Genomic DNA, 13,673 nt, shown 5'->3' on the forward strand with positions numbered 1-13,673 from the left:
CTCCGTGTCGCTGTGGTTATATCAACTATAAAGGCACACCAATCCGCTGAGCGACTTCTTCGTAGGCTTCAATCACACCACCCAATCCCTGACGAAACCGATCTTTATCAAGTTTCTTGCGGGTTTCGGCATCCCACAGACGGCAGCCATCCGGGCTGAATTCATCGCCCAGATAAACTTCATCCTTAAACACACCAAATTCCAGTTTGTAATCAACCAGAATCATTCCGGCATCAGCAAACAGTTTTTTCAGCACCTGATTGACTTCAAAGGTCAATGCTTTCATACGTTGAACCTGTTCATCAGTGGCCCAGCCAAAGGTGGCGATATGGAATTCATTAACCATCGGATCATGCAGGGCATCGTTTTTCAGAAAGAACTCAAATACGGGTGGATTAAGTTCCATGCCATCTTCAACCCCGAGACGACGCACCAGACTGCCTGAAGCGACATTGCGCACCACACATTCCACCGGAATCATTTTCATGTTTTTGACTAACGCTTCGTTGGCGCTAAGCAATTTTTCGAAATGTGTAGGAATACCAGCTTTGCCTAACTGCTCCATGATAAAAGCATTGAACTTATTGTTGACCTCACCCTTGCGGCTTAACTGCTCAATGCGTTCACCATCAAATGCTGATGTGTCATCACGAAAACTGAGTACAACATAATCCTGATCGTCAGTCGCAAAGACGCTTTTGGCTTTACCGGCATAAAGTTGCTGTAATTTTTGCATGATGGTTTCTCTTAGACTTTAGTTAGTTCGCGCCAGTCAAATCCGGCATCTTGTTCAGCAATGCCGATCCAGTCTGTTGTGCAGTTCAGGGCATCCGCAAATAAAGGGCTCACCAATGACGGTGAATTATTCTTTTCACTGATATGCATGGCAACAATATGCTGCAAACTCGAGGTATCAATTTTCGCAAGTAATTCGGCAGATTGCACGTTATTTAAGTGCCCAAATCGGCCGCCGACCCGCTGTTTTAAATATTCGGGGTATTCGCCCTGCTCCAGCATGGCCATATCATGGTTGGCTTCAAGCATCAGTCCATCACATAACGTCAAAGCAGATTCAATCACTGGTGTGATAAAACCGACATCGGTTAACAGGCCTAACCGGAAATCGCCGTTATGAAATACAAACTGGCTGGGTTCACGCGCATCGTGCGGTACCGGGAATGGCGAAACCTGAATATCCTTGACGTGAAAAGTCTCATGACAGCTGAATTCATGGATATGCGGCATAACCTCTGTAGGTAAACAGGCCGCCGTACCAGGGGTTGCATAAACCGGAATATTGAACTTCTGCGACAGAACGCGAACACCACCAATATGATCGGCATGTTCATGCGTGACTAAAATAGCCGATAAGTCTGACGAAGTCAGACCAAACCGCCGCAAACGTTTTTCGGTTTCACGAGCTGAAAAACCACAATCCACCAGAATTGTGGTTTTTCCCTGTGAAATCAGTGTTGCATTGCCCCGGCTACCACTGCCAAGTGATGCAAAACGCATTATTGTGTCAATTGTTCCTGAATCAAACCAAGTAAGCGTTTAGCGGTATCTGAACTGGTACGAACCTGTTCAGAATCCAGTACGGTAATGCGTGTATTGGAGGCATCAGAAATCAGCTTGATGTAGTAATACTCTTCCGGTGCCACTTCATCATCATCTTTCCAGAAAGCCATGCGGCCAAAGAAGCCACGTTCTTCTTTTTCAGCTTCGTTAAATGGATCCAGATAACGCACGTAATAGGTACCGCGTGAACGATCACGATCTTCTACTGCAAAGCCACGGCTATCCAATACCCGACCGACACGATCCCAGACAGAGGTGAATTCCTGCTCAACCAGTAAAGCCTGATGACCTTCGGCTTCATCCAGTAAAATCACACGGGCATCCGTTTGTTGGGCTGCAGAACTTGGCAATGAAGCTTGTTCGCGAGCTTTATCCTGCTGATATAAACCACCAAGATAGTCTGCTAACTGACGAAGCATCGCCTCGTCTTTCTGATTGCTGCGACTGGTTTCGTCGGTACCCGTTAAAAATACACGGGCAGAACGATTTACATCACCACGCTCCATACGAATACGATAAGCATACCCATCAACATCAGGCTGGGTGTCCATCAAGCCAATACGCTGATCTTTACGATGGATATTCATATTGATATCCGCCCAGAAAGCTTCAATACGTTGCCAGGTTTCATCACGATCACCCGGAACGACTAAATGACGGTTAGCACCTTCGCCGGATAAAGCGGGTTTGGATTCTGGAGTAATGTTATAGCGGGCTGCCAACGGATTAGTGCCTGCTTCTTCGTATTCTGAGTAGGTTGCCGAACTTTGCTCGTTGCCAGCTATTTGATCATTGATTCGTGATGTACTCAGATCAGGTGGAATATCGAGAGGCGGCATAGTTTCTGCCTTACGGTATTTCTGAGTATTGTCAGGAGCAACTTCATCAAGTGATGGCAACAGCCCACAACCTGAAACGCTCACTGCGACCAAGACACCACAGGCTTTCAACTTAAAACGATTAGTGTTCATTTAATTACATTCACTCACTTATGGATTCAGAACACCGGCAGTGACCAGCGCCTCACGAACCGGTTGATGAAATTGTTCAGACAAAACTGTCATTGGTAGACGTATCCCTTCCGGAATCATTCCCATCTCATGGAGAGCCCATTTAACAGGGATCGGATTGGACTCAGAAAATAACCGCTGATGTAATAAAGATAATTTATCGTTAATTTCACGAGCAGTCTCAGCATCACCATTCAAAGCAGCTTCACACATTTGGCTCATTAAAGCAGGAGCTACATTCGCTGTTACAGAGATAACCCCGCGACCACCCGCCAGAATAAAATCGACGGTATTGGCATCTTCTCCAGTGTATAGCGCAAAATTATCGTCGCAGAGATCCTGGATTAACTTCACTCTCCGCACATCACCAGTCGCTTCCTTGATACCGATAATATTACCGATTTTAGCTAGCCGACCGACGGTTTCCGGCAACAAGTCACAGGCCGTACGACTGGGAACGTTATACAGGATCTGCGGGATATCAACTGCTTCTGCAATCGCTTTAAAATGAAGATACAAACCTTCCTGAGTCGGTCGGTTGTAATAAGGTGTGACCAACAGAACAGCCGCAACACCTAATTGCTTAGCGTAATGCGACAATTCAATCGCTTCTTCAGTGGAGTTGGCACCGGTTCCGGCAATCACCGGAATACGTCCAGCAGCCTGTTCGACTACCTGTCGGATAACATCTGTATGTTCATCAACATTTAATGTGGCAGACTCACCTGTAGTACCAACCGCGACAATAGCACTGGTGCCATTTTGAATATGAAAATCGACGAGCTTGCGCAGGCTTTCACCGTCTAACGAGCCATCCGCCCGCATGGGTGTTACCAGAGCTACCATACTGCCGCTGAACATATTCATCAGACTCCGCGAAAATAAACTGGCATGGTACTTTGCCAGCCGGTAGATGACAAGACCGGGCTGCTTTGGTTAAGGTACTGCCAGCAGAATAATCACTAACGGAGAACGTTTAATGACCACAGTTAATTTACAGCAAACCGTACCGGATTTTGAATTGCCCTCCACTGGCGATAAAACCATCCGGCTTTCCGACTTACGTGGTAACAATGTGCTTATCTATTTTTATCCCAAAGACAACACGCCGGGATGCACATTGGAAGGCCAGAATTTCCGTGACCATATTGAAACATTTAATGCCCACAACACATTGATATTCGGTATCTCCAGAGACAGCGTACGTGTTCATGAAAACTTCAGGGAAAAGCAGCAGTTTCCCTTTGATTTACTCTCTGATGCTGATGAAACAGTCTGTAATTTGTTTGGCGTCATGCAGCTGAAGAAAAATTATGGCCGTGAATATATGGGGATCGTTCGCAGCACTTTCCTCATTGATACAGAAGGCAAACTCATCAACGAATGGCGGAATGTTAAAGTCAAACAGCATATCGATGAGGTGTTGGACGTAATCAAAACCTTATAATCAAAAGTAATTCACTTTAAATAAAGCGTATATAAACAAATACTTAAATTGCGTTTCTAAACCAATAAAACAGGTCAAGTACGAAACACCGCACTCAGTGGAGCGCGGTGTTTCATGTCTGCTGGCATTCATTAATTCGGATCAGGCCGGTTTCAGATCAAAAGCAATACAGATCCGTTCTTCATCCGAATTAAATGGAATGGTGCGATGAAATACCGAGGATGGAAACATGACAATATCCCCGACTTCCGGTGCAATGGTTTTACTGGGGAAATTGTCATGTTGTTTGGGATAATCATCCCCATGCGTGCTGAGCTCTATACTGCCTTCATCGGGATGCGTTTTCTGCTTAGGCAGGGCCAGATATAACGCGCCACTCACCCAGCCTTCTTCGTGGATATGTGAGGTTAAATGACCACCGGTTTTCATTTTGACGTACCAGGAGCTGGCAAACACTGTTTGTTTGGGAAAACCTTTCGCAAAAATGCCACTTTCGCCCTTCAGGTTTTCACGATAATCGTCAATGGCTCGCGCCACCAGTTTGGCAATCTGCTGAAAGCTGGCTTCCGAACGTTTAAACAGATTTCCGGCCGATTGCACGCCATTATGTAAACGGCCCTGACTTTTTTCTTCTATATCGGCCTGCTCAATATCCGCCAGCAGCTGTTTTAACAATTCGCTGTCACCTTTTAATTCCGGCACCTGAACATGGCATACCAGATCCAGTGGGCTTTTACAGAAATTATAGTCATTCACCGTACCGAAGTTCTCGGCATAATGCCCAGCTAATGTCGCCAGAAACGGTGAGCTATGACGAGCTTTTTTAAGCTGGTCCAAACCTTGTTTGAAATCCTCAAAGCGCTCAGTTTTATAGAGGCAATACAACGAACGTTCCTGCCAATCGGCATACTGGGATCGTTGGAAGTAATTCAAAGCCTGCTGCAAATCTCCACTGTCATAGAGATATACCGCCAGACTGTAATTGGCTAACGGCAATGACGGATCTAACTCCAGTGCCTGTTTATAAGCCGCTACCGATTCATCATAACGGCCCTGATCCCGTAACACTTCACCAATATTGCTATGCACCTCGGCATAATCCGGTTTTAATTCCAATGCCTTATTATAGGTAGCAATGGCATCGGCCAGTTTTCCCTGATTCTTAAGCGCCGTTCCCAGATTGAAATACAGTTTGGCATCTTGAGAAATAGTCAAAGCCCGCTGATAAATCGCTACCGCTTCATCCAGTCTGCCCTGTTCTTGCAGGCAGACCCCAAGATTGGCGATGGCCTCAAGAAAATTCGGCTGTTGTTCAATGGCTTTTTGATAATAATTACCGGCTTCTTCAAAACGGTTTTGGGTCTGTAATGCATATCCAAGGTTATATAAAGCATCTGTCAGTTCAGGCTTCAAACGCAAGACTTTCTTGTAGCTGTTGATAGCTTCATCAATGCGATTCAGGTTGGTCAACAAAATGCCCATATTGAAGTAAATCTCAGGTACATTAGGGTCAATTTCTGTTGCCTTGCGAAAAACCATGACGGCATCTTTAAATTTGTTTTGCGCGGCCAAAGCGTTGCCATACAGATTTAAAACCGGAAATGAACGTGGATAGGATTTAAGTAATTTTTTAGATGCTGATTCAGCAAAGCCCACTTGCCCTGTGTTCAAGGCCTGAATAATCGCTTGTAAATCGGCCTGTCCCGGCGTTGGGCTTGGCATCGGCTGTTTCATAGCAGGTTTTCCATTAATTTCAGGAGGTATTTCCTGCAATTTACATGACTAATTCCTACTTAGGCAAGATATCTTCCCAGATTTTTATGCCGAATAAATTCAAAGCAGATAACCGAACCAAAAATACGCTGTTCAGGTCTGCTTAACATTCATAACAAGGGAGTCATTAATTCATGGATACGATTACGCAGGCGTTACTCGGCAGTGCAGTGGCTTACAGCGTTGCCGGACGCAAAGCCCCCAGGGCTTCCATATTTTACGGTGCGACGTTCGGCATCCTGCCTGATCTTGATGTATTCATTCAGTATGCCAATGACCTGGATACCATGACATTACATCGCAGCTGGACGCATTCCTGGCTCATGCAAAGTCTGCTGGCTCCCATTGTTGCCTGGTTAATGTGTAAGCTAGCGCCAGTATTTGATTTTCGACGATGGTTTATGCTGATTTGGCTGGTATGGGTCACACACAGTGGACTGGATGCAATGACGGTTTACGGGACCCAGCTATTCTGGCCCTTTATGCCTCCGCCTGTCTCTATTGGCAGTATATTTATCATTGACCCGTTATATAGCCTGCCACTCGTTGCAGGATTTCTGGCGATTTTAATTGCCGCCCGAAACCGGCTAAGCCATTTCATCATGCTGGGTGCTCTGATCCTTACTACGGCATATCTCGGCTGGAGTCTGGCAGCCCAACACTGGGTAACCAGGCAAACTCAACAGGCTTTAGCAGAACAGCAAATTGAATATCAGCATATTAAAATCACCCCTGCCCCTTTAAACACGTTGTTATGGCGCATTGTCGTGATTGATGAAGCTGTCTATTACGAAGCATTTCGTTCAGTATTTGATGGTGATGCAGCGTTTAGATTTACCCAGTATGAGCGAGGCAGCGAACTGAAAGGTCTGCTACCGGATCAATCTGATCTCGAACGGCTAGACTGGTTTACTCAGAATAATTTCAAGTTGCAGCAGCTGGAAAACATTATTTTGGCAACCGATTTGAGGATGGGGATGGAGCCAGCGTATTTTTTCCGTTTTCAACTGGCCAGAATTGAAAATGATGAAGTCATTACATTGCCACCAAAACAATTATCGATGCCCCGTAATGCGATAAATGGATTGCATTGGGTCTGGCAACGTATCTGGGATGATCAGGCAGAACTCATTAACAAAAATGGATCAGAATAGGCTTCACCCTGCGCGTCAGCAACGGCTTGATGCGTAATTTTACCCTGATAAATATTCAGTCCGTTAAGCAAATGGCGGTCCGCTAAAAAAGCGGCTTTACTCCCCTGACGGGCCAGATTCCGAATATACGGTAACGTAGCGTTGGTGAGTGCCAGCGTGGAGGTTCGGGCAACGGCGCCAGGCATATTGGCTACGCAATAATGCACGATGCCCTGTTCGATATAGGTTGGTTGATCGTGCGTTGTCGGACGGGAAGAAGCGAAACAGCCTCCCTGATCAATCGAGACATCCACCAGCACGCTGCCGGTTTTCATCATTTCAAGATGCCGGTATTCAATGATTTTGGGTGCTGTGGCCCCCGGCAGTAACACGGCACCAATCACCATATCAGCATGTTGTACGACACTATCAATGGCCTCTGCATTGGAATATAAGGTTTTCAACCGCGGGCCAAATTGCAGATCCAATTGCTGTAATTTAGTCAGTGAGTTATCCAATACAGTGACATCCGCACCGATCCCCATTGCCATGCGGGCAGCATTAACACCGACCACGCCACCGCCTATAATCACAATATTGGCTGGAGCAACACCGGGAACGCCTGCCGGTAAAATACCTAAGCCTCCTTCATGGATCAGTAATGCCTGGGAGCCCGCCTGAATCGCCATGCGTCCCGCCACTTCACTCATCGGGGCCAATAACGGTAAGCCTCCCTGGTTATCGGTTACTGTCTCGTAGGCAATGCAGGTCGCTCCGGAATGTTGTAAAGCCGCTGTTTGTAATCGATCCGGTGCAAGATGCAGATAAGTGAACAAGGTGTGTTCAGAAGTTAGCTGTTCGATTTCGGCTGGCTGAGGTTCTTTGACTTTGATTATCAGCGTCGCCCTGGCGAAGACGGCTGCTGCATTTTCGGCAATATTGGCACCGGCCTGTTGGTAATCCGCATCGGTAAAACCAATTGCCTTACCGGCAGAATGCTCAACCCAAACTTCATTGCCATCAGCGCATAGTTCCCGTACACCCGCAGGCGTCAGTCCGACCCGGTGTTCCTGAGTTTTGATTTCTTTCAGCACCCCAATCCGCATACGTTTTCCTGATACTCTCACTGATGTCTAAACGCCGGATTGCAGAGGAATACTGATGGTCACCAATAATCCTTTTGCCACGCCGTTTTTAATATGTAACTCACCTTTAAATCGTCTGACAATAGCATCCACAATGGCCAGCCCCAAACCGCTTCCACTGTTTTGGTGTCCATGCACAAAGCGTCGGGTTAGCTCTGAAAGCAACTTTTCCGAAACACCGGGCCCTTCATCTTCCACCGTCCAGTGCAACTGACCTTGCTGCTCGGTGGCAGAAAGTGTCACCACACTATTTTCCGGTGCATGGCGAATGGCATTTTCGAGCAGATTGCGTAATGCCGCCGAGAGTAAAATAGCGGATGCCTGAATTTTCTCATCTACGTCATCATTGAAGCGCAAGGTCACTTGATGTTGCTTGGCAAGATGCTGCACATCACTTAGCGCCATATTGTTAATTTCAGCAACCGGTAAACGTGCTGTTTCGGTTAATTGACCATCGCCCTCTACTCTGGCCAGTAATAACAATTGATCCAGTGTACGTTGCAATCTGTCAGTCGCTTTTTCAGCCTGCAATAAGGCATGCATGGCTTTGCCACCGTCTGTTAAACGGGCGACTTGTAACTGGGTTTTGATCCCGGCCAAAGGCGTTCGTAACTCATGAGCCACATCGCCGGTGAACCGGCGCTCACGCAATAAAGACTGCTGCATACGCTGTAATAAACGGTTTATTTCATCGACCAGAGGGCGGACTTCAGCCGGACGCTGTTCCCATACCAGAGACGTTAAATCCTCAGTATTGCGTCGCGCCATACTCTCACTCAGACTATGCAAGGGTTTAAAGCCATGCAGAATGCCAAACCAGACAACTGCCAAAGTACCAGCCAAACTCAGAAAAAAGGGTAATCCGGCAGCAATAACCACCGAACGCATCAGAGTATCCCGGGTTTCCAGACGCTCAGCCGTGGTAATGGTCAAGCCCGCTTGCGATAAATTAAAAACACGCCACGGTTCACCATCCTGCATACGATTCTGATAGCCTTGCTGTGTGGTGGTCAGCACGCTTTCCGGAGCATCATGTGATACGGCAATAATATCGCCCGCCACATTAGCCACTTTACACGCCAGGGTGGCCGGCAAATCCAGATTGTCCGTCTGATCAAACAGCGGACTGCGCTGAGTACCGTTTACCAGTGGATCCAAATCATATTGCGACATCAGGGACATCAACATTTTGGCTGAAGCGGCAAGCCGGTTATCCAATGTGTTCTGCATTTCTTTCTGCACGCTCAGCAACAGCCATGGTGCCAGCAACAGCCACATCAGCAATACCGAAATTCCAATACGCCACAATAACTGCCAGCGCAGATAATCTTTGGCTTTAGCCTGATTCATTGACACCCCCCAACCGATAGCCCATACCACGGACGGTCTCGATCCACTCATCGCCCAATTTACGACGCAGATTATGGATATGCACTGCAACCGCATTACTTTCAATGCCCTCAGCCCAACCATAAAGTCTGTCTTGTAACTGTGCGGCAGTGACCACTCTGCCCGGATGTTGCAACAGGGTTTCCAACACAGTGATTTCCCGGCGGGATAAATTCAATGGTTTGTTATTCAGGGTAACCTGCAACGTTGCTGGATCAAACTGCAGACTGCCATGTTGGATGGTCTGCGTGGCACGCCCTGCAGCCCGACGGCTTAATGAATGTAATCGGGCAACCAGTTCGGTTAAATCAAAGGGCTTACTCATATAGTCATCGGCCCCGGCCTGTAATCCACTGACTCTGTCCGGTACTGCATCACGTGCCGTCAAAATCAACACCGGTAAAGTATTGCCTCTTTCACGCCAGCGACTCAGCAACTGCATCCCATCTTCATCCGGAAGCCCCAAGTCCAATACCACAGCATCAAAACTGGCGGTCGACATCGCCGTTTCTGCACCACCGGCGTTCATCACCCATTCCGCCTGAATACCCAATGCTGTGAGACCGGTCTGTATGCCTTCCCCCATTAATGCATCGTCTTCCACAATCAAAACATACATCGGTCGATATCCAGAATAAAAACAATATGTTCGTTTAACTGAATTAAGACAACGTTAACATTGTCTTAATTTTATCGCTGCACTCTAACAGGGTCTGTTTATCTTCCAGAGCCGCCTCTGTTGTGACTGAAAATGCATCAATCAAGGCGCGAGGATTGCAGTTTAGTCGTTCTAAATAAATGACGAGCAACGCAGAGTGAGGTATTTTCAGCCACAACCCACAGGGCTGGGACTATTTTTCCGCCCCACTTCGTTGAAAATGACTTATGTAGAATACCTACACTGCATCATTTCCGCCTTGTTGGACGGAAAAATAGCCTCCAGCAGAGGCGGCTCTGAAAGATGAATAGACCCTGAAAGCTGGTTGCGTAACGTCGCTGCAATCAGTCATTCCATATTAACAACAAGAGAAGCTATTTATGTGGCTGGTGCGCTATGCTCTAACCCGACCTTATTCTGTTGCCGCCTTAAGCCTGCTGATTTTTGCCGCCGGGCTGATCAGTTATCTTAAATTACCAGTCGATGTGCTCCCCAGCGTCAATATACCTTCTATAAAAGTGGTGTGGACATACAACGGTCTCAACACGAATGAAATGGCCTCGAAAATCACCACTTTCAGTGAAGTGGCGATTATGAATAATGTCGATAATCTCAGGGAAATCCGCTCACAAACATTGAATGGCACCTCGGTGATTCATATCGATTTTCATCCCGAAGTCGATATTGCCAATGCAATGGCCCAGGTAACCGGCGTTTCGCAAACCATTCGACGGCGCATGCCGGAAGGCACCTCTCCGCCACTGGTCTCAGAATATAATCAGTCCAGCACACCAATTATCCAGCTGGTCATGTCTTCCGACACCCTGACCGATGGCCAACTGGCTGACTTTGCCCGTTTACAGTTACGCGGCATGGTGCAATCGATTAATGGTATTCGGATGACACTGCCTTATGGCGGTGCCACCCGTCAGATTATGGTGGATCTCGATCCGGAAGCCTTGTTTGCCCAGGGATTAACAGCCAACGATGTCACTCGCGCAATTAATGAGCAGAACCTGACGCTGCCATCAGGCAGCATTCGTGAAGCACAGAATGAGCTGCAGATTACGGTTAATGCCAGTCCTCAGGCGGTCGCCGATTTTGAGGACTTACCTATCCGGGCCCGAAACGGCGAGTTGATATTACTGCGCGATGTGGCCGATGTACGTGATGGCACAGCATTGCAGACCAATATCGCCCGGGTAAATGGCCAAAACGCCGTTATGGTGTCTTTGATTAAACTGGGCGGCGCCTCTACCGTGGATATTATCAACGAACTGATGGAACGTTTGCCTTCCATTCAGGCCTCCGCACCTGAGGGTATTACCATTTCACCTATTTTTGATCAGTCGGTGTTTGTCAGCACCGCACTGCATCATATTGAAATGGAAATTCTTATCGTCGGATCACTGGTCGCACTGATGGTCCTGTTGTTTTTAGGTTCATCACGCGCCACGCTGATTGTTCTGACCTCAATACCCCTGTCATTGCTGACCGCGGTATTTGTATTGAACCTCACCGGTAACACTCTGAATCTGATGAGCCTTGGTGGTCTGGCCTTAGCAATTGGCATTCTGGTCGATAACGCCTTGGTGGAAATTGAAAATATCAAACGGCATCTGGCCGATGGCATGGAACCCAGCCGTGCCATTCTGACCAGTGCCAGTGAAGTCGCCTTCCCGGAATTTGTTTCAACCCTTTCCACCTGTATTGTGTTTTCACCGATATTTTTATTAACCGGTGTCGCCGGCTTTATCTTTCAGCCGATGGCGATTGTGGTGATTGCCTGTCTGGCCGCCTCATATCTATTGTCACGGACGGTCGTGCCAACACTGGCCAAATTATTACTGACCAATGAAAAAACCTTAACCAGACAATCCAGAAACCCATTGGTGCATTTACATCTTGCCCTGGAACAACACCTGCACAATGGCCAGCAGCATCTGCAAAATACCATTGGTCGCCTGCAACGGCATATTGTCATCGCCCCCCTGATTGGCATTGTGATCATCACAGCAGCCGGATTTGCCTTACAGGAGATTGGCCGTGATTTCTTTCCGAAAACCGATGCTGGACTGATGCGATTATATCTTCGGGTCGAACCCGGCACCCGCATTGAACAGACAGCCGATAAATTTGCTCAAATTCAGCAGGAAATCCGCAAAATTATTCCGGAGGATGAACTGGATTTTGTGTTTGAAAACATTGGCATGCCGGATTCCATTAACCGTGCCTGGGTAGAGAGTTTTACCATCGGTACTTATGATGGTGAGTTACAGATCCAATTGGCCAAAGGTCATCAGCCGAGCAGCCACTATGAAGCATCCATTCGGCAAATGCTTAAAGCGAAATTTCCCGAAGTCACGCTATTTTCTCAAGCTGCAGACACCACCAATCAAACGCTTTCCGGCAGTACTCCAACCGCACTGGATGTGCGTTTTACCGGTCGGAACCTGCCCGCCAGCATCGCAAAAGCTGAAACCCTGATTGAAAAAATGCAATATGTGGAAGGTGCAGTGGATATTGGCTTTCAGCAGGTCTTTGCCCTGCCAGAATATTATGTGAATCTGGATCGTAAACGGGCGGCTGAACTCGGCGTTACCACGCAGGCAGCAATGAACAGTTTGCTGGGTGCATTAGGTTCTGCGGGTACGGTCTCCCCCAGCTTCTGGTCCGATCCGGTGTTCGGTTTTTCCTATGAAGTGCAAACCAGAACGCCATTACATAAATTACGCACCACCGATGATTTAATGAATCTGCAGGTACAAACCAGTGATCCCGATATCACCGTGCCACTCGCCAGTATTGCCAGCATCAGCCCGCGCAATGTTGCTGGCAGCATCGGCCGCACCATGCTCAAACCGACCGTCAATGTGTTGATTAACACGGAAAACAGCGATTTAGGCTCGGTTTACCAAGCGACCCGGCAGATTGTAAATGAACTGAAACAAGATATTGTCCCTGGCAACGATATTGAAATCATGGGGCAGGCCGCCGCCATGGATGAGGCTTATCGGGACCTGCTGTTTGGCTTTTTACTGGCCGTATTCTTTATCTACATTATCATGCTGTTCAACTTTGCCTCGTGGATCATGCCGCTGGTCGCTTTATCCGGTGCGCCGATTGCCATTTCCGGGGCGATTATCGGCTTAATGCTCACCGGTACCACCATCAGCGTTCCCGCTTTGATGGGCTTTATTATGGTGATCGGCGTATCCACTGCCAACAGTGTCCTGGTAACAACCTTTGCCAGAGATCAATGGGTGGCCGGTAAATCGGCTTTCGAAGCCGCCCGTGAAGCGGCCTCAACCAGATTACGACCGGTATTAATGACCGCCCTCACCATGATGATCGGTTTATTGCCAATGGCACTGGCGCTCGGTGAAGGTGGCGAACAAAATGCCCCACTGGCCCGTACCGTTATTGGTGGTTTGATGCTGGGCACCTTTGCATCACTGTTTTTAGTGCCCTGGACTTTCAGCATGATCATGCAATTTATTAAACGTCCGCAGCCGGTGAAGCTGCCGACTATTTGAGGAC

Annotated in this window: 11 protein-coding genes; 3 read left to right on the forward strand and 8 right to left on the reverse strand. The window is 47.6% G+C overall.

Features of this window, described 5'->3' with window-relative positions:
- Positions 1-25: 25 nt before the first annotated feature.
- From purC to dapA, 4 genes are read right to left on the reverse strand one after another with little or no spacing between them, the layout of a single operon-like run.
- The gene (gene purC / locus B2337_RS10255; protein WP_292415231.1) at positions 26-736 is read right to left on the reverse strand and encodes a phosphoribosylaminoimidazolesuccinocarboxamide synthase; all 711 of its coding nucleotides are present in this window, start codon (positions 734-736) and stop codon (positions 26-28) included.
- Between the two features lie 11 nt (positions 737-747).
- Positions 748-1,515 (reverse strand): MBL fold metallo-hydrolase, encoded by a 768-nt coding sequence (locus B2337_RS10260; RefSeq protein ID WP_292415233.1) that lies wholly within the window; start codon positions 1,513-1,515, stop codon positions 748-750.
- On the reverse strand, positions 1,515-2,549 hold the full coding sequence (bamC, locus tag B2337_RS10265) for an outer membrane protein assembly factor BamC (protein WP_292359113.1): 1,035 nt from the start codon (positions 2,547-2,549) through the stop codon (positions 1,515-1,517). Before bamC ends, B2337_RS10260 begins: the two co-directional genes overlap by 1 nt.
- Positions 2,550-2,567: 18 nt before the next feature.
- Entirely contained in the window at positions 2,568-3,449 is an 882-nt protein-coding gene (dapA, locus tag B2337_RS10270) for a 4-hydroxy-tetrahydrodipicolinate synthase (protein ID WP_292359292.1), read from the reverse strand.
- Positions 3,450-3,567: 118 nt separating this feature from the next.
- Here dapA and bcp point away from each other — a divergent pair, with 118 nt between their 5' ends.
- Entirely contained in the window at positions 3,568-4,035 is a 468-nt protein-coding gene (gene bcp / locus B2337_RS10275) for a thioredoxin-dependent thiol peroxidase (protein ID WP_292359111.1), read from the forward strand.
- A 141-nt stretch (positions 4,036-4,176) separates the two neighbouring features.
- On the opposite strand, the gene B2337_RS10280 is transcribed toward bcp, so the two are convergent.
- Entirely contained in the window at positions 4,177-5,769 is a 1,593-nt protein-coding gene (locus tag B2337_RS10280) for a tetratricopeptide repeat protein (RefSeq protein ID WP_292415235.1), read from the reverse strand.
- 173 nt (positions 5,770-5,942) lie between these two features.
- On the opposite strand from B2337_RS10280, the gene B2337_RS10285 reads away from it, so the two are divergent.
- Entirely contained in the window at positions 5,943-6,962 is a 1,020-nt protein-coding gene (locus tag B2337_RS10285; RefSeq protein ID WP_292415237.1) for a metal-dependent hydrolase, read from the forward strand.
- Here the strand turns inward: B2337_RS10285 and ald are convergent.
- Genes ald through B2337_RS10300 form a run of 3 tightly spaced genes read right to left on the reverse strand, consistent with a single transcriptional unit; the run spans position 6,926 to position 10,094 of the window.
- Complete coding sequence (gene ald / locus B2337_RS10290; protein WP_292415238.1) at positions 6,926-8,047, reverse strand: alanine dehydrogenase; 1,122 nt, start codon at positions 8,045-8,047, stop codon at positions 6,926-6,928. The two genes, B2337_RS10285 and ald, sit on opposite strands and share 37 nt — an antisense overlap.
- 27 nt (positions 8,048-8,074) lie before the next feature.
- Complete coding sequence (locus B2337_RS10295) at positions 8,075-9,436, reverse strand: ATP-binding protein (RefSeq protein ID WP_292359103.1); 1,362 nt, start codon at positions 9,434-9,436, stop codon at positions 8,075-8,077.
- Positions 9,423-10,094: a response regulator gene (locus B2337_RS10300; RefSeq protein ID WP_292359102.1), complete on the reverse strand. Its 672-nt coding sequence runs from the start codon at positions 10,092-10,094 to the stop codon at positions 9,423-9,425. The genes B2337_RS10295 and B2337_RS10300 overlap by 14 nt, the downstream gene beginning before the upstream one ends.
- Before the next feature lie 419 nt (positions 10,095-10,513).
- Here B2337_RS10300 and B2337_RS10305 point away from each other — a divergent pair, with 419 nt between their 5' ends.
- Positions 10,514-13,669 (forward strand): efflux RND transporter permease subunit, encoded by a 3,156-nt coding sequence (locus tag B2337_RS10305; protein ID WP_292415239.1) that lies wholly within the window; start codon positions 10,514-10,516, stop codon positions 13,667-13,669.
- Positions 13,670-13,673: the final 4 nt, after the last annotated feature.

Origin of the sequence: Methylophaga sp. UBA3192, assembly GCA_002363955.1 — a bacterium.
Classification (GTDB): Bacteria; Pseudomonadota; Gammaproteobacteria; order Nitrosococcales; family Methylophagaceae; genus Methylophaga.